Origin of the sequence: Cytobacillus sp. NCCP-133, from assembly GCF_026011715.1 — a bacterium.
Taxonomy (GTDB): Bacteria; Bacillota; Bacilli; order Bacillales; family Cytobacillaceae; genus Cytobacillus.
Map to the genome: position 1 here is coordinate 17,597 of NZ_BRVM01000027.1, position 20,061 is coordinate 37,657.

Below are 20,061 nucleotides of genomic sequence, written 5' to 3' on the forward strand. Positions count from 1 at the left end.
ATTGTTACAAACAGATACGAAGTATCTCAAATCATGTTTAAATTATACAGGTGGAAAGCATAAATTATTAAAGCAAATTGTTCCTTTGTTCCCCGAAGAAATAAATAATTTTGTTGATTTATTTTGCGGCGGGGCAAATGTTGCTATCAATGTTAGTGCAAAAGGGAATATGCTTGGCATAGACAAGCAGAGAGAGGTCTTACGACTTTTTAATACTTTAAAGAACACAAGTAAAGAAGATGTGTTTAATATTATTTCTAATATAATATTAAAGTATGAGTTAACTGATACCCAGAAGAATGGATATTCTCATTATGGTTGTGAGTCTGGAAATGGACTTGCTTTTTATAACAAAGAGCGTTTTTTAAAGTTAAGAGAGGATTACAATTGTCGGACAAGTGACAACACTTACTATGATCTTCTATTTTATCTGTTAACTGTTTATGGTTTTAATAATCAGATAAGATTTAATAAAAAAGGTCATTACAATATTCCTGTTGGTAAAAGAGATTTTAATGACAAAATTCAGTCAAACTTAAATAAGTTTATTGAGGTAATAAAGGATAAGGATATAGATTTTGTATGCGACGACTTCCGTCAAGTGGAGATAGAACTTTTAAGAGGGGATTTTCTCTATGCAGATCCTCCTTATTTAATTTCAACTGCAACATATAATGAACAAAATGGGTGGACTGAAACTGAAGAATATGACCTGTTAAATCTATTAGATAAGTTAGATTCACAAGGTGTTAAATTTGCATTATCAAATGTACTTGAACATAAGGGCAAAGAGAATACAATTCTAATAAATTGGGCTAAAAATTATGAAATTAACTATCTAGACTATAATTACAATAATTCTAACTATCAAATTAAAGAAAAGACAACAAAGACCTCTGAAGTACTAATCACTAATTATAAGAAATAATATGAAACCTTTCCAGCATTGTTGGGAAGGTTTTTTCTTATATATTTCTGGAAACTATTTAACAAATAGGTAATATGAATTATGATGGTAGTAGTATATTAGATTCTAGAAAAAGGAAGATGCTATTTGTTATACACAATTGATAGGGTTCAGTATGCTAATACCAATGGACAGTACTACTTCTTTGAATTTATGGAAGTAAATAATATTAATGGTCTTATAGGAAATAATAATCAGTTACTTAATCAAGGGCATTTTTGGGAAGCATTATTTACTATGATTAGTAATGTAGAAGTTGGTAAAATTAACTTTCTTAGGGGTTATCAACATGCAGTAAGATTATTTATTTTTTATCAACAAGGAATTAATAAGTACGTTTTGATTGAGATAAATCCTTACATTAATCAAACAAATGGTTATATCCTGACTTTTGATCAACTTCAACAGTGGTTTAGAGGAGTAAATAATATTGACGGACAAAGCAATTCAAAGGGATTAGGGGCTGCTAGAAATACAAACATTGATAGTTATGTAAATGGTTTATTACAATCCATTTATAATGACAACCAATTTCAAGATGATAATGGTCTTGTCTTAACCAAAAATTTGCTTAATGGTGATACCACTAAAGGTTTTGATCTAGATTTATTTCAATATATACCATCAACAAATGAATATGTAATATATGAATTTCTTAAAAGGGAAAATCACCATATAAATAATATACAAGCCCATCCAATGAGGTATTGTTGGACGGGTAGTTCAAGTGATAATAAACAAAAGTATATATCATTATGGAATACAAAACAGCAGTTAAATGGCAGATTATTTTTAATTAACTATAGTGATAATCCTAATGAAAAAATCTCAGTAATTGAAGTTTTAAGTTTGGACACTGCTAGAGGCATTACTTCTGAGAATAAGTATTGTATAAGTAGAAGTATTTTCTTAGGGTGGTTACACGATATGAAGAATTATAATTCTAATAATAGAGATTATTTTTCCGATTTTAAAGGGATTCATTATAACCAAGAATTCTTTGGAAATTTTAATGAAAATAAGAGGAATTATGGTTCAGAGTTTTCAAACATATTCATCTAGGGGGAGTTTATATGCCGGGTACATGGAGTATAAGTACAACTTTGAGAAATCCCGAACGGATAGTTGATTTTTTAAAGGTGCTTTCTAGGTTTGAAGGAAGACCTTTTAATGATAAAACACAAGGCTTATTTTTTAAAGAATTAATTAAAACAAAATTGTACACACCTACAGGAATTTCAGATTATTACAAGCAAAAGTTTGAAGATCCTGAAGAGTTTACTAATAAAGAATTAGAAGATATCTTAAGTCAAGTTCACTATGAGAACAAGAGTTTCAATAATGATCAAGAAATGGCATATGCCATGAGAGGAAGAACAGCAGTAAGTAATATTACTAAGATGGGATTGGCAATTGCTAAGGAATCAATGGGTGCGGTTAGAATAACCGATTTAGGAAAAAAATTAATCAATGAAGAAGTAGACTTAGTTAATGTTTTCTTTAGATACTTTTTAAAATGGCAATTACCAAATCCGACTGACAAGGGATACAAGGACTTTGATATCGTACCCTTTATTGCAGTTATGCATGTTATTAGTAAGGTAAATAAAGAATGGAAAAACTTAGGGCATAAACCTGTTGGAGTATCAAAAGAAGAGTTTTCCTTATTTTTAACAACCTTGATTGATTATAAAGATATCAAAGATCGTGTGTCAAAAATTATTGAATTTAGGAAAGAAAAGAGATCATTAGATAAAAATGCAGCACAACGTTATGTTGAAAGAAGATTTGTTGAAACTGCAATAGAGGTCTTTAAATTAAAACCTAGTGAGAAGAAAAAAGTAGAAACTAAAGTTAATAACCTCTATGATTATGGAGACTCTGCAATAAGATACTTTAGACAAACAAAGTTATTTTACTACAGAGGAAATGGTAGATATGTCGATTTAGCCCCTACTAGAAGAGTAGAGATTAAAAGGCTATTAGAAAACTTTGATGGGCGAGCAATAAGTTTTAAAAATGCTGAGGCTTATTTAACTTATATGTCTGATATCGATAAACCTGCTCTACCATGGGAGAACCTAAGTGATTTAAAATCTGTTTATGAAAACTTATTAGAACAAGCGAGGTCTTTACAAACTGATATAAACAACCAATATCGAGATCAGGCTCTCCACCAATTCACTTTGACCAAAGTTGAACTTTCGAGTATAAATGATTATAACAAAGAAATAGCAAAATTAAGAGAAATAATAAAAACATTAAATAATGATTTATCAATACTACGAGAGAGAAGTTTAGAAAATATAGATTTATATATTAAAAAGTTAACAGAGTTAGCCACAAGAAAAAGAAGCATAAGTGGCCAAGATCCATTAAACCTAGAGTATTATACTACGTTATCTTTAATGGCTTTAGATGATGCAAAGGAAATTACACCTAATTACTCAGTCGGGGATGATAACTTACCATTATTTACTGCTGCGGGTAATAATCCAGATATTGAGTGTAAGTATTCTTCTTTTAACATGATTTGTGAGGTAACTCTTCTTAGAGGCCGTGATCAGTGGTTTAATGAAGGACAACCTATAATGAGACATTTAAGGGAATTTGAAGATAAAGACTTAAACAAGTCTCTAGATAATTATTGTTTATTCATTGCTCCTAACATTCATCGTGACACGTTAAATACTTTTTGGATGAGTGTTAAATTAGGCTATGAAGGAAGAGTACAAAAAATTATCCCTCTCACAATAAATCAGTATATAAATGTTTTGAAAAAGGTAAAAGAACTAAATGAGAAAGGTGTTAGAGTAAATCATAAAGATTTACAGAGTCTCCTTGCAAACATATTTAATAAAAACATTGATGCAGGAAATGACTCAACTGCTTGGTTAGCAAGTGTCGATGAAGTAATTGAGCAATGGAGTACTTCTTTATCAGCGTAACATTAAATGGAAATTTTGGAATTAAAAGAGTGGATTTGTTTCTGCTCTTTTTTTTATTGACCAAAAGGGAAACGTGTATTCGTGTTTAACATGTATACATATTAAATAATGCATAGACAATGGAGGAGATTACTCATGAAAAAGGAGCACTTTAAAGTTGAAGGAATGGACACAGAATTTGTTGAATTTCGTCACCGAGAACACAATATTTTGTTCACAAGGTTCGAGCGTATTAGTTTAACAGACACAAACGTTCGGGAAGAAGCCAAATATTTATATTTAATTTATATCTTCCGCAAACAGCATAAGTTAGCAAAAAAACGGAATAGCGATACGGATAGGGGCACTTTTAACATTATCTGTTTTAATAAGGGCTACCATACCTTTGATGAAATGGTTCATAACCTCTATTCCATTTTGTCGGAATATATATTGAATCAAGATGAAGTTTTTAGGTGCCTAAACGAGGTTCAAAAACTTGATCCGAAAAATTGACAGAACAAGGAGTAAAATCCTTGTTTTTTTAATAGTGAAAATAGCCGCTCTTACGCTGCTTTTTAAGCAATTATCAGGTATAATAGTATACAAATTATTCCAAATGATTTTGGGGAAAGGGGCCATACATTGCAATACGTAATTACGAGATTTTCACATAAATTAGTCTTTTATATTATGTGGTTGTTATATGCGTCTTTGTTCACGCTCATTTTTTACCCGCTATCTTTTTGGAACTTAGAATTATCTACAACAGACTATCTCTTGCTTTCTCTGTTTTTGTTAGCATTAGGAGGAGCGTTTTTTGAAAGGGCATTTACATACTTCTATATAGACTTAGATAATGACTACGAAGCATTAAATAAAATACATTATACGGCAATGTTTGCTGGCAAGATGATTGCATATATAGTTACTGGCATTGCGATTTATTATTTCAAAAGGGATGTTTTCCTCGCAATATATATCCCTGTATTTCTCTTAATAGGGGGGTGGATTTGGTTTAGCATATTGAAGGGCTATATTAAGGTGAAGATAGAAAGGGAAAAAGATTCAGAAATAAAAATTACAACCAAAGTTGGTTCCTACTAGATTGAAAATTGAAGTGAGTAGCGTCACCAAAAATTGATGGTTTTATTTGTTTCATTTGTTTTTTACTTGCTAAGTTAGTTATCAATGTTTAAAACATATGGAAGAGATACAAATGAAGATTTTAGATAAAAATAAAGGTATTAGAAAATATCTGTGGAATGTTATAAATAATCTCTTTTCTTTAAAGGTACATTATGTTTGCATTTTCACGATGTAACCTTCTCTTTTGCTGTAAATTGTGGGGATTCCTTTCTTTGTAATGAATAAAGACAAACAAAAGCGTGTGAACTACATAAGTTTTACACGCTTTTATTATTTTTTTTGTAGACAATTACACATAACGATATGATTAAATATGACTGAATCAATTTACATACAAGTACTTAATTATTATTCTTTAGATTGTTTTTCTAGTGCTGTATTTAGTAACTCACTAATATTCCACCATTCATTATTGGGGAATATCTCCAGAATGAGTTTAATCTTTTTTTCATGATAGGATTTTACATTATCCGCTCTCACACTAATAGAAACTTCCTTGTCTGCATTGAGCCAATTTAGGTTAAGTTCATAAAAATTTGGATGGCTTTCCGGCTTGTTTCCTCTTAAATATTTGGGTGATCTTGCAATTCTAATAATGTTCTCTTGCTCAAGTATCTTAATATGGTTTATGGCTGTTTTGACAGAGCATTTAGCACCCAATGCAATTTGTTCATAAGTCATAAAAAACTCATTATTTCTATCTGCAAATCGTTTTGAGTGAATAAATAAAGCAAAAAGTGTTTTATGAAATTTTTTTGGGTACTGATACAGTGTTAACATTTCACTTCTGGATACAATAATTTTTGTTAAGCCTTTGGAAAACACAACATTTTTTTTATAAACTAAATTAACGATTCTCGCTATTTCTTTAAAACATTCTTCAAGTGGGGTCTTGAAAAATGCTCTATCTTGGCGCTCCATCCATTGCCTTAGTTTTTGTTCACATTCAGATTTGCTTTCCTTTAAAGTGTTTAAATAAACGGCCATTTTACAAGTAACAGCATTTCTAGTGCCCGGCTTCCTTAATCCATTTTTGTATAAATCTGCTAAGGAATCCAGTGTATCTTCTGAAAGATCCAAGTTCCCCAGAGCAGTATTATCTAATTCTTTACTTTCACTTTCTATATTTGGTACTTCCTCGTCATCTTCCTGTAAATCCGATATTAAATCCATCACAATTTCAGCGTTCATGGGTTCAATACTTAAAAAATAATCAAAGGATTGAAAAGTAGTAAAATTATTTTGCACGTCAACATACCAGCAGACATTACTACTTTTATCTCGATTTTTGTGATTGATACTGAGGGGAAGTTTCAGCCCCTTAGTGGGTGTTGGTCGAAGTTCGATTTTTCCATTTATTTTTCCATCTAGTAAGTTATATGTAATTGAAACTGCTGCGTTAAAAAGTACCTTCATTGAGTTGTAAGGGATTTCCTCTGAAAAATAAACGTCAACGTGATATCCCTTTGTACCGCTCCAACTGGTGAAAATTTTATCCGTAGGGATTCCGAGAGTGTTTAATGACTCATAGAGAGCCAATACTACTTTTTTTGCCTCCGGTATAAATGGAACATCCACATCAAAGGTGATAAATTTTGTATGTATTTTCCTGCAAAAAATGCCGTAAGTACTTTTCTGCAGTATATGGGATTTCAAAAACCCATCATTAAGACTTACATGTTTGTCATTATTATAAATATTGAATGTATGGTAACTACCATCTTCATTAAGTTTGATATATTTGTATCTAACCGTTATAAACAACTGCTTCATTTTTTCAACAACTTGATTTATATCGTTCATAAAAACACACCCTTCTCTTTAATCTGTCATACTTGCTCATTCCTCTCTGAACTCAATTGTTTTAATATATTAACAATTAAATTTTCCGTGTAAGAAGTTCCTTTATGTAATCAAGAATATTTTCAGAGTAATATTCATATTCTTTGTGATTTTTAGAGGTACACACTGATATCAAAGCCCCAATAATTTTATTGCTTTCTTCTTTTGTTAAATCATGTTGATTACTTGTTGATCTAATATATCCCATCATCATTTTTTTCTTATTAATTAAATCTAGTTGCTCGTTCAGTTCAAGGTGTAATTGATTATAGATATTGTCTGTCATTAATCATCCTCTCCTTTCATTTTGCCAAATTAATTGGCTTACATTTGTTATAGCATAAAAAGAAAAAGACGAGGTGAGTATGTTCCGAGAAAATTGTGGTTGATTTTTTTGAAAATATGAAAATCATTATTACACATGATATTCTTATAAAAAACTATTAAAAGAGTATTGATAAATAATAATTAAGTACTTGTATGTAAATTTTTTTAATTATATTTAACATATTTACATTGTGTTATTTAAAAAGGGATTAAGCGATGCTGATATAAAGATTTCTGACGAGTAAGAGTTAATATTAGTGAAGAGGAATTTTTTTCTTTTATGGTGAGAATCCATATATTAGATATGGAGATGTAATAAGTGCTGGCAAAGGGTTTAAAACGCGCTATAATACGACCAAATAAGTTTTGTCAGATAATATGTCTTATGCGACAGAACCTATGGATTGGGCTATATCTTTTCGTCGCATAACATAAATAATCATTATTCAATTTTTGTCGTATAACATAGTGTAGGAGGGGCTTCCTTTGGAAATCATTTCAGTTACTTTTTCTCAAGCGCTCGAAGGATTTAAAAACTATTTGATCGAGCAGAATAGAAGTGCAAATACCATTAAAAGTTATGAACAAGATTTACGTTTCTTTGAGAATTGGTTGTCTAGCATAACCTCTAATCCAATTACTGTTGAGGCTATCACGAAAACTGACATTAAAGATTTTGAGCGTGAAATTAAAGTCAATTCATCTTTATCTGCTACAACTGTTAATCGGCGATTAGTAGCAATAAAGAAGTGGTCTAATTATTTATTTGAATCTAATTTCTCACCGGTTAACTTAGGTGAAGAGATTTCAATTAAAAAGGTTCAAAAACAGAATACCATTCGTTGGTTAACAAGACAAGAAGTAGGCAGGTTATTACATGCTGTGGAAATAACAAAACACCAAAATTTTCAAAAAGGTCTATTGCATGAAACGCTTATCATTCTTCTAGTAAATTTAGGCTTAAGAATTGAGGAGGCATGTTCTCTAACAAAATCTTCAATTTCTTTTCGTAATAATATAGCAAATGTAACTGGTAAAGGTAAGCACAGAGTTGTACCTTTTACGGATAAAACAAAATCACATATTCAATATTGGCTAGATAAAAGGGAAAAAGATTCTGATTATATACTGATTAGTAGCAAAAGCAGTCAATTAAGTACCAGAGCAGCACAGCATATTCTGAAAAAGTATAGCAATCAACTTGGAATAGAGATTACTCCCCATTCTCTTAGACACACTTTTTGTAAACAACTTGCAAATAGTGGCGTAGGACTCCAAAGTATTGCAGAATTGGCAGGACACTCATCAATGGACACTACCCGTATTTATGTTACACCATCAATAAAAGAACTTCAGAATGCTTTGAAGAAAACAGAGTTTTAATAACTCAATATTCAATTGACCAAATAGGGAGATCGCTTTCCCTATTTTTTAATGTTTAGTATTCCAAAGAATTGAACCTTATAGTAGATTTAAACGTATATCATACTATAAAAGAAAGCCTATGAAATCTAATTTAAGAGGAGGAAGTCAAATTAGCATGAATAGTATTGTGAGTCTATTTGAATTTCTGAACAATAATACTGGTGCACTATCAGTGTTAATAAATTTAACGCTGGTTATAGTCACTGTAATATATGTAGTTTTAACAGGAAGTCTTTCAAGAACTTCAAATAAGACAATTGAACATACAATTAATGAAGTTAACGAGAAAAAGAAACGTGAAGAAACCATAAAGAAGAATTTGATATATTTAATTAACAGCGAAATCTATATGAATTCATTTATTTATGTAATTTCTCAATATTACTTACTTAATGGTAAACAGATTAATCTAAAAGAGAAACTTAGACACTATATCACTAGTGGGGGAGCCACAATCGATAGGACTTCTAAAGGCCATATAGTTGCTCATACTAAATTGGACACTTGGAAAGAAATCAATGCTGAATGTGCGCAATATTTTTCAAATAATCTAATGCAGGAATTAACAGGTTACTACACAGGGGTAGAACACTCTAAAATCTATTCAATAAATGGGATGTCTACTGAGAATTTCATAGAAGTTTGTAAAGGTCAACTTGTATCAACTTTAAAGTGTTTAGAACTGTTAAGAGAAGAAGACCCCAATTTAAGAACTAATTTAGAATATAATATTGATGGAAAACTCCTAACAATAAATAAAGAAAAAGGAACTATAATTGAAGTAGATAAAAATAGTGTCCAAGCAGTATCTAAGTAAATTTTATATTGGTATTTATTAAGACTATTAATATTTTACAAGGGACGTCCCCCTCTTTTCTATAACTACACATAGAAAGGAGGGGATTTGTTATGGAAGAATATATATTGAAAAAAGATTTACGAGTTCAAGGTCATACATACCGTATTGCAATTTTTCAGGAAAAAGACGGAGTATTATATTATTCGGTTTTTGCAGAAATATTTGAAGATGAGACGTTTGAACTAATTCATGGTGGAAGGTTTGAATCTGAAGAAGCAGCCAAGGAATATTTAATACGTGTTTTATATTGCCTAGTACACTGGGAAGAAACATTTAATCATTATAATGAAAATTAATAGTTTTTATGATTGTTACTATTATAATCATTATAATGATTAGTAATAGTAGTTAACTGAGAATCTAAAAAGCACTGTAGGCGAAAAAAATGATTTTTTTCAGATAAGAAAAATGAAAAAAATGCTACAGAAGGGTTTACTATGACTGAAATAAATGAAAAAAATCTGGTTGGAGAAGAAAATAGATATTTGTAGACATTTAATTATTTTGACTGATTTTAAGGGGAAATAACCTAATTCAACGGAATTTGGGGAATTTACTAATTTCTTTAAACGTAGTATGATTTATATATAATACATCGAATATATAGAATATACTGCAGGGAAAGGGTAGCCTAGGAACCTTTTCCTTACCACAAAAGCCAAACGGTCCGTACAACTGTTTGGCTTTTCAACTGTTATCAAAATAATTAGCCCTTTCTCATTTTGCATAATACTTCTTTGACTTGCAGCAGCCATAGGGAAGTAGTTACCATCTACTGTAATCATTTTGCGGAATTTATGTTTTATACACGTTAAAATATCCCTATAAAGTCAGGGGAGGATAATGATGTTCTATTTAGATTATATTTCTAGTTACTTTTGCGTTGTTGGCCTAGTATGGTTTCTGATGATTCTTTGTGGGAAGTATGTACCATTAGTAGTAACAAAAGGAAAAGAGAAAACAGAAAAATTGCAGGAAAGGATCTTTTTACTGAGTATTCCATTATCATTAGCACTTGGGTACACATTATTTCATTTTTTTAACCTGTATGAGTACATGAGGTTAGTATAAGAGAGAGGTATTTAGGTGTTTGGATATTTTGAAATTCATTTAAATCAGGAGTATGAGAATGTGTGGGGGTTACCAATAGAAGTTGGGTTAAAAAATAATCAAGGAATAATATGTTTAATGGCTGATTTAAGTATCTTAGAATTGCTATTATCAAATATTAATAGGGGCCATGTAGATCGGATAATGCTACATAGTAATGATAGCCATATAGACATTGAATACTACAAAAAGTTTAAAGAGACTTGTGAAAGGTATAATATGGAACACGGAATTATTTAGTAGTTTCTGAATTAATTGATTGAAGATATTATCGTACTAGAGAAAAATTTTAAAAAAATATCAAAATAGTGCTTTACAGGCAAAATATTCCGTGATATTATAATAAACGTAATATACATTATTTAATTTTATTTTGAATTTAATTTTAATAGTTTTTGATTATATATATATCTCTTTCTTTTTATCACTAAAAGGGAAGGGAACAAAAAATATACAGAATATACCCTAAGTAAATAAGATGATGAGTTTAGTTCACTGTATTGATCTGGGCTCATAATCTCTGTGCATTTACACGCCTAATAAGGATGTGTTTGACATGCGCAACCTTGAGTATATTTGTATATTTTTGTTCTTTCTATTATGTGATAAAAAGGAGGAGATTTTTTTATGCGAATTTTCCATATTTTCCCAACTTAGCATTTTTAGACTAAAACAATTGAATAAAATTGGAGCAATCAATAGAGAGTAAAATGCGATTGAAGTATTAATCTAGCGATAAAAGACGGAATATTCTGAATTGAGGAAGACCTATAAGTCAAAATTTTGAGTGAAGTGCTTAGTCCATTCTATTTAATTCAAATTACTGATATCTAGGAGGAGTTTCATATGAAGAATAATGCAGTTAATAAAGTTGGTTATATGGTTCACTTAAGTGCTGAAAGAGATGACAGCATAGACTTAGAAATGAAAAGTCGCGTACTAGAGGTGTTATTAGAGAATGTTAAAGGGATAAGTGTTGCAAATTACCATTCTTATAAGAGTAATCCACTAGTTGCCCAGTATTTTATCAGTTTATTAAGAAAGCAGGACATCGACACAATTGCTGTACAGGATCGTTCAATTTTTAATAAGGACATAATCAATCTGTTTATCGAAGAGGGGTTTCATTTCATTTTGATTGAAGTTAATCGTAGCAAGACAAAATATAGGATTGAGGAAATTACTAACAACCAATTGAGGTCAGATCTACATAATGTAGCCAGAATCAGTAAAGTTAAATGGGAAAACTTAGGTTCTGACTATAGAAAGGCCTTAATCAATTATGAAAGAGTTGCAAGGATGTCGAATGATTTAGTAGATGAATTCGAATCTACTACTGGTATTAACGTTTCTGCCTATTAAGTTCGTTATTGAAGGAATACAGTGTTTGATTTAGTGATAAGTGAACATAAAAACAAAAAAACAAAAAAACTATTCAAGGAGATGATACTTTATGAAAAACGTAACATTTTTCACATTATTACCGGAGACAATTCTAGGGAGAACAAGGAATTCTACTGAGGAATTTTTTGAATACACCATGATGGTGGATATATTTGCTGAGAACAACAACCTTAAGATTGTTAATGGTTGCGCAATTTCAAATTTTGAGGATAAAAGTATGAATGATAAGTATTTTTCTAGACTGAAAAAGAAGTCAACTGTATTAATAATATCTCCTGTACATGTTGCAAACTCTAATATTCTAGATTTATTTATAAGTAAAGATGTCACCTTTAGAGTCATTCAGGGGGATTATCTTATGAAACCAAAACTTCTAAAAAAAATCTGGTTAGAAGAAGCGACTACAACAAAAATTCCACTGGCGGTAGAAAATTTGTTTAAAGCAGAGTTATTAACAGCAGAGGCAAAAGTTAGTTCGATATAAAAAATATCTAGTTTGTTAGAAAAATAAAAATAAGAAACAAAGGAGAGTAAAAAATGAATCCACTTGAAAAATTGATATCAGAAGGAAATGCTCAAATTGTGACGGAGTTAGAAACAACAAAAGAACCGGACAAATTTATTCTAATTGACTGCGATCCACTGGCTCCAAGACCAAATCTGGTTCTTGAAGAGGTCTTAAAAGGAACAGGTATTACTAGTGGAAAAGAGCCATTATTTAAGGTTTTTGGAGCATGGAAATGGGATTATAGTGAGATTGATGATGAAACTTGGAATAACGTAATAGAAACAATTGAAGATAGGTTAGATTTAGCCTATGAAAATGGATGGGCAAGAAGGGTAAGTTGGAAGCCAACAAGTAGAAAATACAGACAAAGTATCAAATAAGGTTATAGTCCAGTAGGGGCGGATAGGACCATGCATTTGCCAAATTGATATGAAGTATGACTATCATGCCCTAATTCTAAATCTTAAAGATAAATACTGCTTAAGTATTTCGTACCGATCAGCAGAAAGAGCAAAATTAAGGAGGAGATAAAATGGTAAAGGTAATTGATTATGATGAACGAGGTAACGTAAGAGTAACTAGAGTTTTTAACGGTGAGATAAAAAAAGAAAGAATCTATCGTAAAGAAGATATCGAAGTTATAAGTGAAAAGGATTGTAGAATTCCTACTCAAAGGGTTAGTCTTCAAAAGTCAAACAAAGATGAAATTAAAGATCTATTTGATTTCCTTACTCGTGATGAGTTATAACGAAGGTTTCAAAAGATCTTCGTTAAATTTAAAGGGGGTGGAAGGGATGATTAATACAAAGTATATGAGATTACAAGACTTAGAAGAGGAGTTGGATATCATTCGCTCCTTATATGAAAGATTTTGGCCTGAAATGTCTGAACAACAACAAGATTTTCTAGCAAACATTGAGCACCAAATTGTTAAAGAAATACGTATACTTGAGCATCAGGTAACAGGTTACACTCCTAAGCCTAACTTTTAAAGTTGAAAAACTTATTTGCCAATTTATAAGAAGGGAGATGACACTATGAGAACTAAATACAGTAAAGCAGTAATGAAGATCGATTGGTCTGGTCCAGAGGGAAATGTGTACCACATTATGTGGAAGGCGGAAGCAATTCTTGAACATATTGAGGAATTTAATAAGTTAGAGGAACTAAATTATCGGTTAAAACATGATAACTTGAATAGTTATGAAGAAGTTCTTACTTTAATTAATGAGTATGTAACAATTGAGAATATGGATGACTATTATTCGCTTAGAACTGAACTTGATGGCGATGAGAATTAATCATAGGTAAAGTTGGGGTAGCCTTAAGATGGCATTGAATTTTTATGATAAGTCGATATGCCCAACAGAAGAACATTGGGAAGATTAATGATACTGGAGTGGATTCTGGCGCATTTTTTGAATGTGTTACAGACGGATTTATTGGAAGTCGTATGATATCTATTATTTTGAATACTAGTCCTCAATTCCTTGAAGGTGAATAAATTCACGCTATACTTTCACAAATAACAATGTAGTTGTTTTTATTAAATGAATGGGCAAGAGAAGGAGGTAACAAAATGAATTGGCTTCGAAAAACAATAACCGAAATGAACTATAAAGGAATGGCATTATCCTCAATCATTATGGGTCCAGTATTAGGGTTAGCATCAGTCTACATAGTAAATAGTAAACCCAATCTTGTTACAACATTTCTCATTCTGTTAATCGTATCCTCAGTATCCAGTAGTGTAGATCGCTGGACAAGAGCAAATGAAAAACGGGAGGTGAAAGATTGAAAACTCCACGTTTTAAAAAGGAAAAAGCCACTAAGTTTGTCTTATTAATTGGAAAGATCGTTACAATGATGATCATAACAACGATAACTTACCCATTTATACTGTTTGTCAGTGAAATTGAAATGACACAGGAAACATGGCTCTTATACGTTGGAGGAATGGCTGCAGGGGTTTTATCTGGAAAAATAAAACTACATGGGGAAGTAAACAAAAAAATGACAAGGTGGTTTGTGTTTTTATCATGTTTATCCATCATGCTTGTAGTTAACACTCTAATGAATATTGAAGAAGAAGCATTGATAACCATATTAGGTCTACTTGTTGGAATTCCGACCTATGTGAGCCTGAAGTATCATTTTAGTGATTTAGAAAAGGAAATAAAGAACTATTATGATAATGCAGATTCAGATTATAAAGGATATAAACGTTTTAGAATTTAAGAAAACAAGCATTAACATACTTAAAGGAGGCGATCTCTTAATGGAAAAATTTAATATTAATTACGATGGTAAAATCTATTTGGATTATATCCCGAATGAAAATAAAATGGTTGAATTTATTGTAAATAATGAACGGGTTATGAATTTATGTGTAGAATTTCAGTTTCAGAGAATAGCAGAAAAAATAATAAGAGAATTACCATCTCCCCTTAGAACAGATGAGGATTTTGAACAAGGAATTGAAGTGTTAAAGAAATATGTAGTCTTTTCCGAAGGAGGTCGGTAATATGGAATTAAAGAATGCTGGATATTTTATGCATATTCAACCTAGCGATAACAAGGAAATGTTGGATTACGAATATGCGATAAAGTGTAATGCTGCGTTGATGAAAGGGATTTTTGTCAAAAGTAAGTTTGAGTATAGTAATCACAAACATACTTTACGAAAGTATTTAAACGAATTGGAATCGGAAGGTATTAAAAGTGTAATCATTCATGACATATTAACACTTTTGGATGAAGATATTATGAGGTATTTTATTGAAAGAAAATTCAATATAGTGGTTGTAAATCTTTATTTAAATAAAGGATATTGTACAATAACAGAAAGAACTCCTACTGACTTTTATGATTTAAACAAAGATTGTTTTAATGATATTGAAAAAATTAAAGCATACAAACAAGTGATAAAGGAGGGGAAAGTTGATAAGTGTCTTCAGAGGAATATAATGAAACTCCTTAAACACTTTGAACCTAAAATTGAGGTTGATTCAAATGCTTACGTCTAAAATAACTCCCGCTAATAGGAACATTAGAGAAAGACTGTGTCAAAAAGAAAGAAAAGTTAGCAGAATGAAAAAGTCTACATAAGAAGAATAAAGGTAACATAAGTCTTGTGGGTGTAACTAGCATATGGTTATGGCCACGGGGCTTTTTTATCTCAAACTGTGGTCATACTGGATAATGCTTATTTTTTTGCCTTAAACGTTGATTTGTTATTTCGCTAATGGATGCATTTAAACAAGGATAGAACTGGAGGAAGTTAATCTTAATGAATATTAGAGATTTTAGTGAATTTACCATCGAGTTATTTGTTTCGCTTATACTATCTGACATAGAGGAAGTTATTCACAAGGGCAAATCTTCTATTCGAAAACAAGAGAAAGAAATAATAACTGAATGGTTAACGTGGATAGATGAAAATAGGAATTTTTTTTCAGATGATACTCTTGATCTAATTGAAAGACAGTTTGAAGATGATTTAGGGGCAATGCCTATATGGAAATCTGACAAAGAACTCCAAGAAGAAGTATTAAACGGATTCAGAGATTATTTTGGTGAGGATTCCTATTTTTATGAACTATTTAAAAATGCATATTTAACTGGATTAGAAGATGGAGGTCTTATGTAACTAACAGGTAGTGTTTCAGTAATAAGGGAGGAACGATTTTTTACTAACGGGCAGGATAATGAGAAAAGGTTTTTTGATAGAAATAAGAAATTAGATGGTAAATTAGTTAAAAAGGCTGTGTTATAAATGAAAGTTTCTTTGATTGCTGCGATGGATAAGAATAGAGTGATTGGCAAAGAGAATGACATTCCTTGGAGGATTCCCAAGGACTGGGAATATGTTAAAAATACTACAAAGGGACATCCGATAATATTAGGTAGGAAGAACCTTGAATCAATCGGAAGAGCCTTACCTGACAGAAGAAATATTATTCTGACGAGAGATAAGGGGTTTACCTTTAATGGTTGTGAAATTGTTCATTCAATAGAAGATGTTTTTGAGTTATGTAAAAACGAAGAAGAAATTTTTATTTTCGGAGGAGAACAGATTTATAATTTGTTTTTCCCTTATGTTGAGAAAATGTACATCACAAAAATACATCATGAATTCGAAGGAGATACTTTTTTTCCAGAAGTGAATTATGAGGAATGGAATGAGGTATTTGCCCAAAAAGGGATAAAGAATGATAAAAATCCGTATAACTACTATTTTCATGTATATGAAAGAAAAAACTTATTGAGTTAACGGGTGCATTCCTTAAAGAAGAATCCAAACTGAAAAAAGAATAATTTTATTCTTACCTATTCTAAAAAGGAGTTTTATTGTTGTGTTTAATGAGGAGGAAATCATTACTCTTATAGAAGAAGATGAATGGATGATGGAAATATTGAAAACTGCCAAATCATTAAACTTACTAGATTGGTGGATTTGTGCAGGTTTTGTTAGGTCAAAAGTTTGGGATGCTTTACATGGATTTAGTGTAAGGACACCGATTCCAGATATTGATGTGATCTACTTTGATACAACAAAACTTAATGAATTTGAAGAAAAGAAGTTGGAAGAAAAACTCAAATCTCTTTTACCAACCATACCTTGGTCGGTTAAGAATGAAGCCAGAATGCACCTCAGGAATAATGTTGAACCATACTTTTCTTCTGTTGATGCTATTTCAAAATTTCCAGAAACAGCAACAGCATTAGGAGTAAAGTTAGATGAAAGGGATAAAGTTATTTTAACGGCTCCTTATGGGATTAGTGATGTTGTCAATTTGGTAGTTAAACCGACTCCATATTTTTTGGAAAACAAAGACCTTGCATCTATTTACAATCAGCGTATTTTAAAAAAGGATTGGAAGGCGACTTGGAGTAAGTTAATCATTCATCAAATATAAACTTCGATATTCAACTAATGGTGGCGATTGCAGAACAAGAGCAGTCGCTTCTTTCGCTAATGGCAGGAAAGTTTAACAAGAAAAAATAAAATAATTCTTTGGAGAAAAGAGGTATGAAATTTGAAGCGTGTTGATGTAGCATATACACTTTTATTTGATGAGAATACTAATAAGGTTTTAATGGTACTAAATAGGAATAAAACTTGGTCCTTGCCGGGAGGAGCAGTTGAAGTAAAAGAAACTCTAAAAGAAGCAGCCATTAGAGAAGTTAAAGAAGAAACAGGTTATGATGTTACAGTTAGCGATATTATTGCAGTTAATGAAGCATTTATTAATGAAAATCATGTGTATTTTATTACCTTTCAGGGTCAAGTTCTGAAATCACCTGAAGAAATTCCAACAGAGGAAAATATTCTTAAAGTTGAATGGGTAGATTTGGAGGAGGCAGATAGATTAATGCCTTATCATCCTGAAGGAGTATCCAAATTAATTAGAACATCTGGAGCCAGATACATATTACAAAAATAATGAATATTAAATAGTGATGTTGAACTACGGGTGAAGATTGCAGAACACTACAGTCACTCCTATGTTAAAGAAGTAGGCCTGTTCAATAAAAACTTTTTTATTGAAGTTAGGGGGGAGTATGGATAAGGAAATAACAATTGAAGAGTGGCACCCAAATTGGTCGAAACAATATGAAAATGAAAAATTTAAACTAAAGGAAATACTATCTGAAAAGGTTATATCTATTGAACACATAGGAAGTACCTCTATTGAAGGGTTAGTGGCTAAACCGATTTTAGATATTGCTATTGGAGTAAATGATTTGGAGGTAGTTAACGAATTTATCGAGCCTTTAAAACAAATAGGATATGAATTTGTCTACCATAAAGAGTTTCCAGAAAGACGCTTCTTTAGGAAGGGAAAATGGAGAGCAGGTACACATCATTTACATTTTTATCAGTTTGAAGGGGAGCATTGGAACAATCAAATTTTGTTTAGAGATTATTTAAGAAATAATCCTGATGTTATGAGAGAATACCACCAACTAAAAATTGATTTGGCAAGAAATTATCGCTTTGACAGAGTTGCTTATACAGAGAATAAAGCCCCTTTTATAAAAAAAGTATTGCAAAAAGCGAAAGAAGAATAGTCATAAACTTTCTTGTGCTATCGAAGCAGATACTTTAATTAAAATGATAAAAATAAAACATATAAATATATGTACGGGGGGATAAAATGGCATTTTTATTTGCTTGGTTATTACTAATGGTTGTTGGTGGAGTTGGTGGAATAGTTATTTGTAGTGTTTTGTATGGGAATGAAGTATTTACAGGTTATGCTGTAATGTTAGGAATGATAGTTGCTTTATTAAGTGGAATTTTCTTTCAATTGAACTTAATGCACCAAGGGAAAAAATAGTTATTAAGTTAAAGGAAGGCAAACCAGTGCTTTTATTCAACAGGGGTGATTGCAGAACAAGGCAGTCGCTTCTTGTGCTATTGGAGCAGTTTACTTCAAGAAGGTTAATTGACTACTTATAGTGAATTATTAACTTTAATTCTATTTTGCAGGGAAAGGTGGCTACTATAAAATGATAAATGAACCAAACCTTAAAAGTCATTTGAAAGAACTGGAGGAAAGTCATTTAAATCCTGAAATTCGTACATCAAGTGAGGAACTATATAGATTGTTGGCAGATAATTTTTTTGAATTTGGAAGTTCAGGTATTGTTATATACAAAAAAGATTGTGTTGGTGAGGGTGGAGTAGGAGTACGAGAATTGTCACTTCATGATTTTGAAATTCATCCTTTATCCTCGGAGGCTGTGTTAACTACATACCGAGTAAGAGATGAAACACGAAAGCAGGACACTTTGCGAAGTTCAATTTGGAAATATATAGATGGTAGATGGCAAATGTTTTTTCATCAAGGGACTGTTACTAAATCAAACTCACAGTAAATTGTTTTATTTAATTAACGGGGGCTAATCTTCAACAATAGGGATTCCCTTATTTCTTAAAAAAGTTGAGGTGATACAGTGTCGATAAAAGGGCTTAATCATTTTTTATTTTCAGTTTCTAACTTAGATAATTCTATCGAGTTTTACAAAAATGTTTTTGATGCTAAATTGTTAGTTAAAGGTAGAAGCACCGCATATTTTGATTTGAATGGAATGTGGCTGGCTCTGAATGTTGAAAAAGATATACCTCGTAATGAAATAAACCAATCATACACACATATAGCATTTTCAATTGAAGACACTGAGTTTGATAAAATGTACGATAGACTAAAGGAATTGAACATAAACATCTTATCAGGTCGTCCGAGAGATGTCAGAGATAAAAAATCTATTTACTTTACTGACCCAGACGGTCATAAATTTGAGTTCCATACAGGTACTTTACAAGATAGATTGGATTACTATAAGCAAGAAAAAACACATATGGAGTTTTTCGATTAAAAGAATTTCCTGCTTCAAGAAAACGGTGAATTAAACAATTTTAGTAGATTAATTTCTTTTAAATTACCTAACCGTTTTTGTAACTATGTTAAAACAAAATAAAGTTTGCAGAATAAGAAAAAAGTCTGCATAAGAAGAATAAAGTTTGCATAAAGCC

Annotated in this window: 29 protein-coding genes; 27 read left to right on the top strand and 2 right to left on the bottom strand. The window is 31.1% G+C overall.

Features of this window, described 5'->3' with window-relative positions; all coding sequences use genetic code 11:
- Window position 1: 1 nt before the first annotated feature.
- From NCCP133_RS19955 to NCCP133_RS19975, 5 genes are all read left to right on the top strand, one after another.
- Window positions 2–928: a Dam family site-specific DNA-(adenine-N6)-methyltransferase gene (locus NCCP133_RS19955; RefSeq protein ID WP_199794633.1), complete on the top strand. Its 927-nt coding sequence runs from the start codon at window positions 2–4 to the stop codon at window positions 926–928.
- 126 nt (window positions 929–1,054) lie between these two features.
- Window positions 1,055–2,029: a hypothetical protein gene (locus NCCP133_RS19960; RefSeq protein ID WP_071396661.1), complete on the top strand. Its 975-nt coding sequence runs from the start codon at window positions 1,055–1,057 to the stop codon at window positions 2,027–2,029.
- A gap of 11 nt (window positions 2,030–2,040) precedes the next feature.
- Window positions 2,041–3,915, top strand: a complete 1,875-nt coding sequence (locus NCCP133_RS19965; protein ID WP_071396660.1) for an AlwI family type II restriction endonuclease — start codon at window positions 2,041–2,043, stop codon at window positions 3,913–3,915.
- 135 nt (window positions 3,916–4,050) lie between these two features.
- Window positions 4,051–4,410, top strand: a complete 360-nt coding sequence (locus tag NCCP133_RS19970) for a hypothetical protein (RefSeq protein WP_071396659.1) — start codon at window positions 4,051–4,053, stop codon at window positions 4,408–4,410.
- Between the two features lie 264 nt (window positions 4,411–4,674).
- Window positions 4,675–5,001 (top strand): hypothetical protein, encoded by a 327-nt coding sequence (locus tag NCCP133_RS19975; RefSeq protein WP_264806992.1) that lies wholly within the window; start codon window positions 4,675–4,677, stop codon window positions 4,999–5,001.
- Between the two features lie 390 nt (window positions 5,002–5,391).
- Here the strand turns inward: NCCP133_RS19975 and NCCP133_RS19980 are convergent, their stop codons facing one another.
- Both NCCP133_RS19980 and NCCP133_RS19985 read right to left on the bottom strand, forming a co-directional pair.
- On the bottom strand, window positions 5,392–6,846 hold the full coding sequence (locus tag NCCP133_RS19980) for a hypothetical protein (protein WP_071396657.1): 1,455 nt from the start codon (window positions 6,844–6,846) through the stop codon (window positions 5,392–5,394).
- Window positions 6,847–6,922: 76 nt separating this feature from the next.
- Window positions 6,923–7,171, bottom strand: a complete 249-nt coding sequence (locus NCCP133_RS19985) for a hypothetical protein (protein WP_071396656.1) — start codon at window positions 7,169–7,171, stop codon at window positions 6,923–6,925.
- Window positions 7,172–7,698: 527 nt separating this feature from the next.
- On the opposite strand from NCCP133_RS19985, the gene NCCP133_RS19990 reads away from it, so the two are divergent.
- From NCCP133_RS19990 to fosM, 22 genes are all read left to right on the top strand, one after another.
- Entirely contained in the window at window positions 7,699–8,595 is an 897-nt protein-coding gene (locus NCCP133_RS19990) for a tyrosine-type recombinase/integrase (RefSeq protein WP_071396655.1), read from the top strand.
- 157 nt (window positions 8,596–8,752) lie between these two features.
- Complete coding sequence (locus NCCP133_RS19995) at window positions 8,753–9,454, top strand: hypothetical protein (RefSeq protein WP_071396654.1); 702 nt, start codon at window positions 8,753–8,755, stop codon at window positions 9,452–9,454.
- Window positions 9,455–9,546: 92 nt separating this feature from the next.
- Window positions 9,547–9,792 (top strand): hypothetical protein, encoded by a 246-nt coding sequence (locus tag NCCP133_RS20000; protein ID WP_071396653.1) that lies wholly within the window; start codon window positions 9,547–9,549, stop codon window positions 9,790–9,792.
- Between the two features lie 790 nt (window positions 9,793–10,582).
- Complete coding sequence (locus NCCP133_RS20005; protein WP_071396651.1) at window positions 10,583–10,846, top strand: hypothetical protein; 264 nt, start codon at window positions 10,583–10,585, stop codon at window positions 10,844–10,846.
- 606 nt (window positions 10,847–11,452) lie between these two features.
- Window positions 11,453–11,968, top strand: coding sequence for a hypothetical protein (locus NCCP133_RS20010; protein WP_071396650.1), 516 nt, complete (start codon window positions 11,453–11,455; stop codon window positions 11,966–11,968).
- A gap of 91 nt (window positions 11,969–12,059) precedes the next feature.
- Entirely contained in the window at window positions 12,060–12,494 is a 435-nt protein-coding gene (locus tag NCCP133_RS20015) for a hypothetical protein (RefSeq protein ID WP_071396649.1), read from the top strand.
- 53 nt (window positions 12,495–12,547) lie between these two features.
- A complete protein-coding gene (locus NCCP133_RS20020; RefSeq protein ID WP_071396648.1) occupies window positions 12,548–12,898 on the top strand; it encodes a hypothetical protein in 351 nt (116 codons plus the stop codon).
- A 152-nt stretch (window positions 12,899–13,050) separates the two neighbouring features.
- Window positions 13,051–13,266 carry a hypothetical protein gene (locus NCCP133_RS20025; protein ID WP_071396647.1) on the top strand — a complete coding sequence of 72 codons (216 nt, stop codon included), beginning with the start codon at window positions 13,051–13,053 and terminating at the stop codon, window positions 13,264–13,266.
- A 46-nt stretch (window positions 13,267–13,312) separates the two neighbouring features.
- Complete coding sequence (locus NCCP133_RS20030) at window positions 13,313–13,510, top strand: hypothetical protein (RefSeq protein ID WP_071396646.1); 198 nt, start codon at window positions 13,313–13,315, stop codon at window positions 13,508–13,510.
- Window positions 13,511–13,555: 45 nt separating this feature from the next.
- On the top strand, window positions 13,556–13,819 hold the full coding sequence (locus NCCP133_RS20035; RefSeq protein ID WP_071396645.1) for a hypothetical protein: 264 nt from the start codon (window positions 13,556–13,558) through the stop codon (window positions 13,817–13,819).
- Between the two features lie 278 nt (window positions 13,820–14,097).
- On the top strand, window positions 14,098–14,316 hold the full coding sequence (locus NCCP133_RS20040; protein ID WP_071396644.1) for a hypothetical protein: 219 nt from the start codon (window positions 14,098–14,100) through the stop codon (window positions 14,314–14,316).
- Window positions 14,313–14,756 carry a hypothetical protein gene (locus tag NCCP133_RS20045; protein WP_071396643.1) on the top strand — a complete coding sequence of 148 codons (444 nt, stop codon included), beginning with the start codon at window positions 14,313–14,315 and terminating at the stop codon, window positions 14,754–14,756. Before NCCP133_RS20040 ends, NCCP133_RS20045 begins: the two co-directional genes overlap by 4 nt.
- 40 nt (window positions 14,757–14,796) lie before the next feature.
- Complete coding sequence (locus NCCP133_RS20050; RefSeq protein ID WP_071396642.1) at window positions 14,797–15,042, top strand: hypothetical protein; 246 nt, start codon at window positions 14,797–14,799, stop codon at window positions 15,040–15,042.
- 1 nt (window position 15,043) lies between these two features.
- Window positions 15,044–15,544, top strand: a complete 501-nt coding sequence (locus NCCP133_RS20055) for a hypothetical protein (protein WP_071396641.1) — start codon at window positions 15,044–15,046, stop codon at window positions 15,542–15,544.
- Between the two features lie 263 nt (window positions 15,545–15,807).
- Entirely contained in the window at window positions 15,808–16,167 is a 360-nt protein-coding gene (locus tag NCCP133_RS20060) for a hypothetical protein (protein WP_071396640.1), read from the top strand.
- Between the two features lie 126 nt (window positions 16,168–16,293).
- Complete coding sequence (dfrG, locus tag NCCP133_RS20065; protein WP_000868795.1) at window positions 16,294–16,791, top strand: trimethoprim-resistant dihydrofolate reductase DfrG; 498 nt, start codon at window positions 16,294–16,296, stop codon at window positions 16,789–16,791.
- A gap of 76 nt (window positions 16,792–16,867) precedes the next feature.
- Window positions 16,868–17,437: a nucleotidyltransferase family protein gene (locus NCCP133_RS20070; protein ID WP_071396639.1), complete on the top strand. Its 570-nt coding sequence runs from the start codon at window positions 16,868–16,870 to the stop codon at window positions 17,435–17,437.
- 120 nt (window positions 17,438–17,557) lie between these two features.
- Complete coding sequence (locus NCCP133_RS20075) at window positions 17,558–17,965, top strand: NUDIX hydrolase (protein ID WP_071396638.1); 408 nt, start codon at window positions 17,558–17,560, stop codon at window positions 17,963–17,965.
- 118 nt (window positions 17,966–18,083) lie between these two features.
- Window positions 18,084–18,593 carry a GrpB family protein gene (locus NCCP133_RS20080; protein ID WP_071396637.1) on the top strand — a complete coding sequence of 170 codons (510 nt, stop codon included), beginning with the start codon at window positions 18,084–18,086 and terminating at the stop codon, window positions 18,591–18,593.
- Between the two features lie 86 nt (window positions 18,594–18,679).
- Window positions 18,680–18,862, top strand: coding sequence for a hypothetical protein (locus NCCP133_RS20085; protein WP_071396636.1), 183 nt, complete (start codon window positions 18,680–18,682; stop codon window positions 18,860–18,862).
- A 172-nt stretch (window positions 18,863–19,034) separates the two neighbouring features.
- The gene (locus NCCP133_RS20090) at window positions 19,035–19,403 is read left to right on the top strand and encodes a nuclear transport factor 2 family protein (protein ID WP_071396635.1); all 369 of its coding nucleotides are present in this window, start codon (window positions 19,035–19,037) and stop codon (window positions 19,401–19,403) included.
- 78 nt (window positions 19,404–19,481) lie between these two features.
- Window positions 19,482–19,904: a FosM family fosfomycin resistance protein gene (fosM, locus tag NCCP133_RS20095; RefSeq protein WP_071396634.1), complete on the top strand. Its 423-nt coding sequence runs from the start codon at window positions 19,482–19,484 to the stop codon at window positions 19,902–19,904.
- The last annotated feature ends 157 nt before the right edge of the window (window positions 19,905–20,061 follow it).

Bases quoted from the DNA above. Each gene is read 5' to 3' on its own strand.
- NCCP133_RS20040 (WP_071396644.1), top strand. From the start codon at position 14,098: ATGAATTGGCTTCGAAAAACAATAACCGAAATGAACTATAAAGGAATG.
- NCCP133_RS19965 (WP_071396660.1), top strand. From the start codon at position 2,041: ATGCCGGGTACATGGAGTATAAGTACAACTTTGAGAAATCCCGAACGG.
- NCCP133_RS20030 (WP_071396646.1), top strand. From the start codon at position 13,313: ATGATTAATACAAAGTATATGAGATTACAAGACTTAGAAGAGGAGTTG.
- NCCP133_RS20090 (WP_071396635.1), top strand. From the start codon at position 19,035: ATGATAAATGAACCAAACCTTAAAAGTCATTTGAAAGAACTGGAGGAA.
- NCCP133_RS19980 (WP_071396657.1), bottom strand. From the start codon at position 6,846: ATGAACGATATAAATCAAGTTGTTGAAAAAATGAAGCAGTTGTTTATA.
- NCCP133_RS19995 (WP_071396654.1), top strand. From the start codon at position 8,753: ATGAATAGTATTGTGAGTCTATTTGAATTTCTGAACAATAATACTGGT.
- NCCP133_RS20080 (WP_071396637.1), top strand. From the start codon at position 18,084: ATGGATAAGGAAATAACAATTGAAGAGTGGCACCCAAATTGGTCGAAA.
- NCCP133_RS20020 (WP_071396648.1), top strand. From the start codon at position 12,548: ATGAATCCACTTGAAAAATTGATATCAGAAGGAAATGCTCAAATTGTG.
- NCCP133_RS20035 (WP_071396645.1), top strand. From the start codon at position 13,556: ATGAGAACTAAATACAGTAAAGCAGTAATGAAGATCGATTGGTCTGGT.
- NCCP133_RS20060 (WP_071396640.1), top strand. From the start codon at position 15,808: ATGAATATTAGAGATTTTAGTGAATTTACCATCGAGTTATTTGTTTCG.
- NCCP133_RS20085 (WP_071396636.1), top strand. From the start codon at position 18,680: ATGGCATTTTTATTTGCTTGGTTATTACTAATGGTTGTTGGTGGAGTT.
- NCCP133_RS20025 (WP_071396647.1), top strand. From the start codon at position 13,051: ATGGTAAAGGTAATTGATTATGATGAACGAGGTAACGTAAGAGTAACT.
- NCCP133_RS20015 (WP_071396649.1), top strand. From the start codon at position 12,060: ATGAAAAACGTAACATTTTTCACATTATTACCGGAGACAATTCTAGGG.
- NCCP133_RS19970 (WP_071396659.1), top strand. From the start codon at position 4,051: ATGAAAAAGGAGCACTTTAAAGTTGAAGGAATGGACACAGAATTTGTT.
- NCCP133_RS20000 (WP_071396653.1), top strand. From the start codon at position 9,547: ATGGAAGAATATATATTGAAAAAAGATTTACGAGTTCAAGGTCATACA.
- NCCP133_RS20055 (WP_071396641.1), top strand. From the start codon at position 15,044: ATGGAATTAAAGAATGCTGGATATTTTATGCATATTCAACCTAGCGAT.
- dfrG (WP_000868795.1), top strand. From the start codon at position 16,294: ATGAAAGTTTCTTTGATTGCTGCGATGGATAAGAATAGAGTGATTGGC.
- NCCP133_RS20050 (WP_071396642.1), top strand. From the start codon at position 14,797: ATGGAAAAATTTAATATTAATTACGATGGTAAAATCTATTTGGATTAT.
- NCCP133_RS19985 (WP_071396656.1), bottom strand. From the start codon at position 7,171: ATGACAGACAATATCTATAATCAATTACACCTTGAACTGAACGAGCAA.
- NCCP133_RS20010 (WP_071396650.1), top strand. From the start codon at position 11,453: ATGAAGAATAATGCAGTTAATAAAGTTGGTTATATGGTTCACTTAAGT.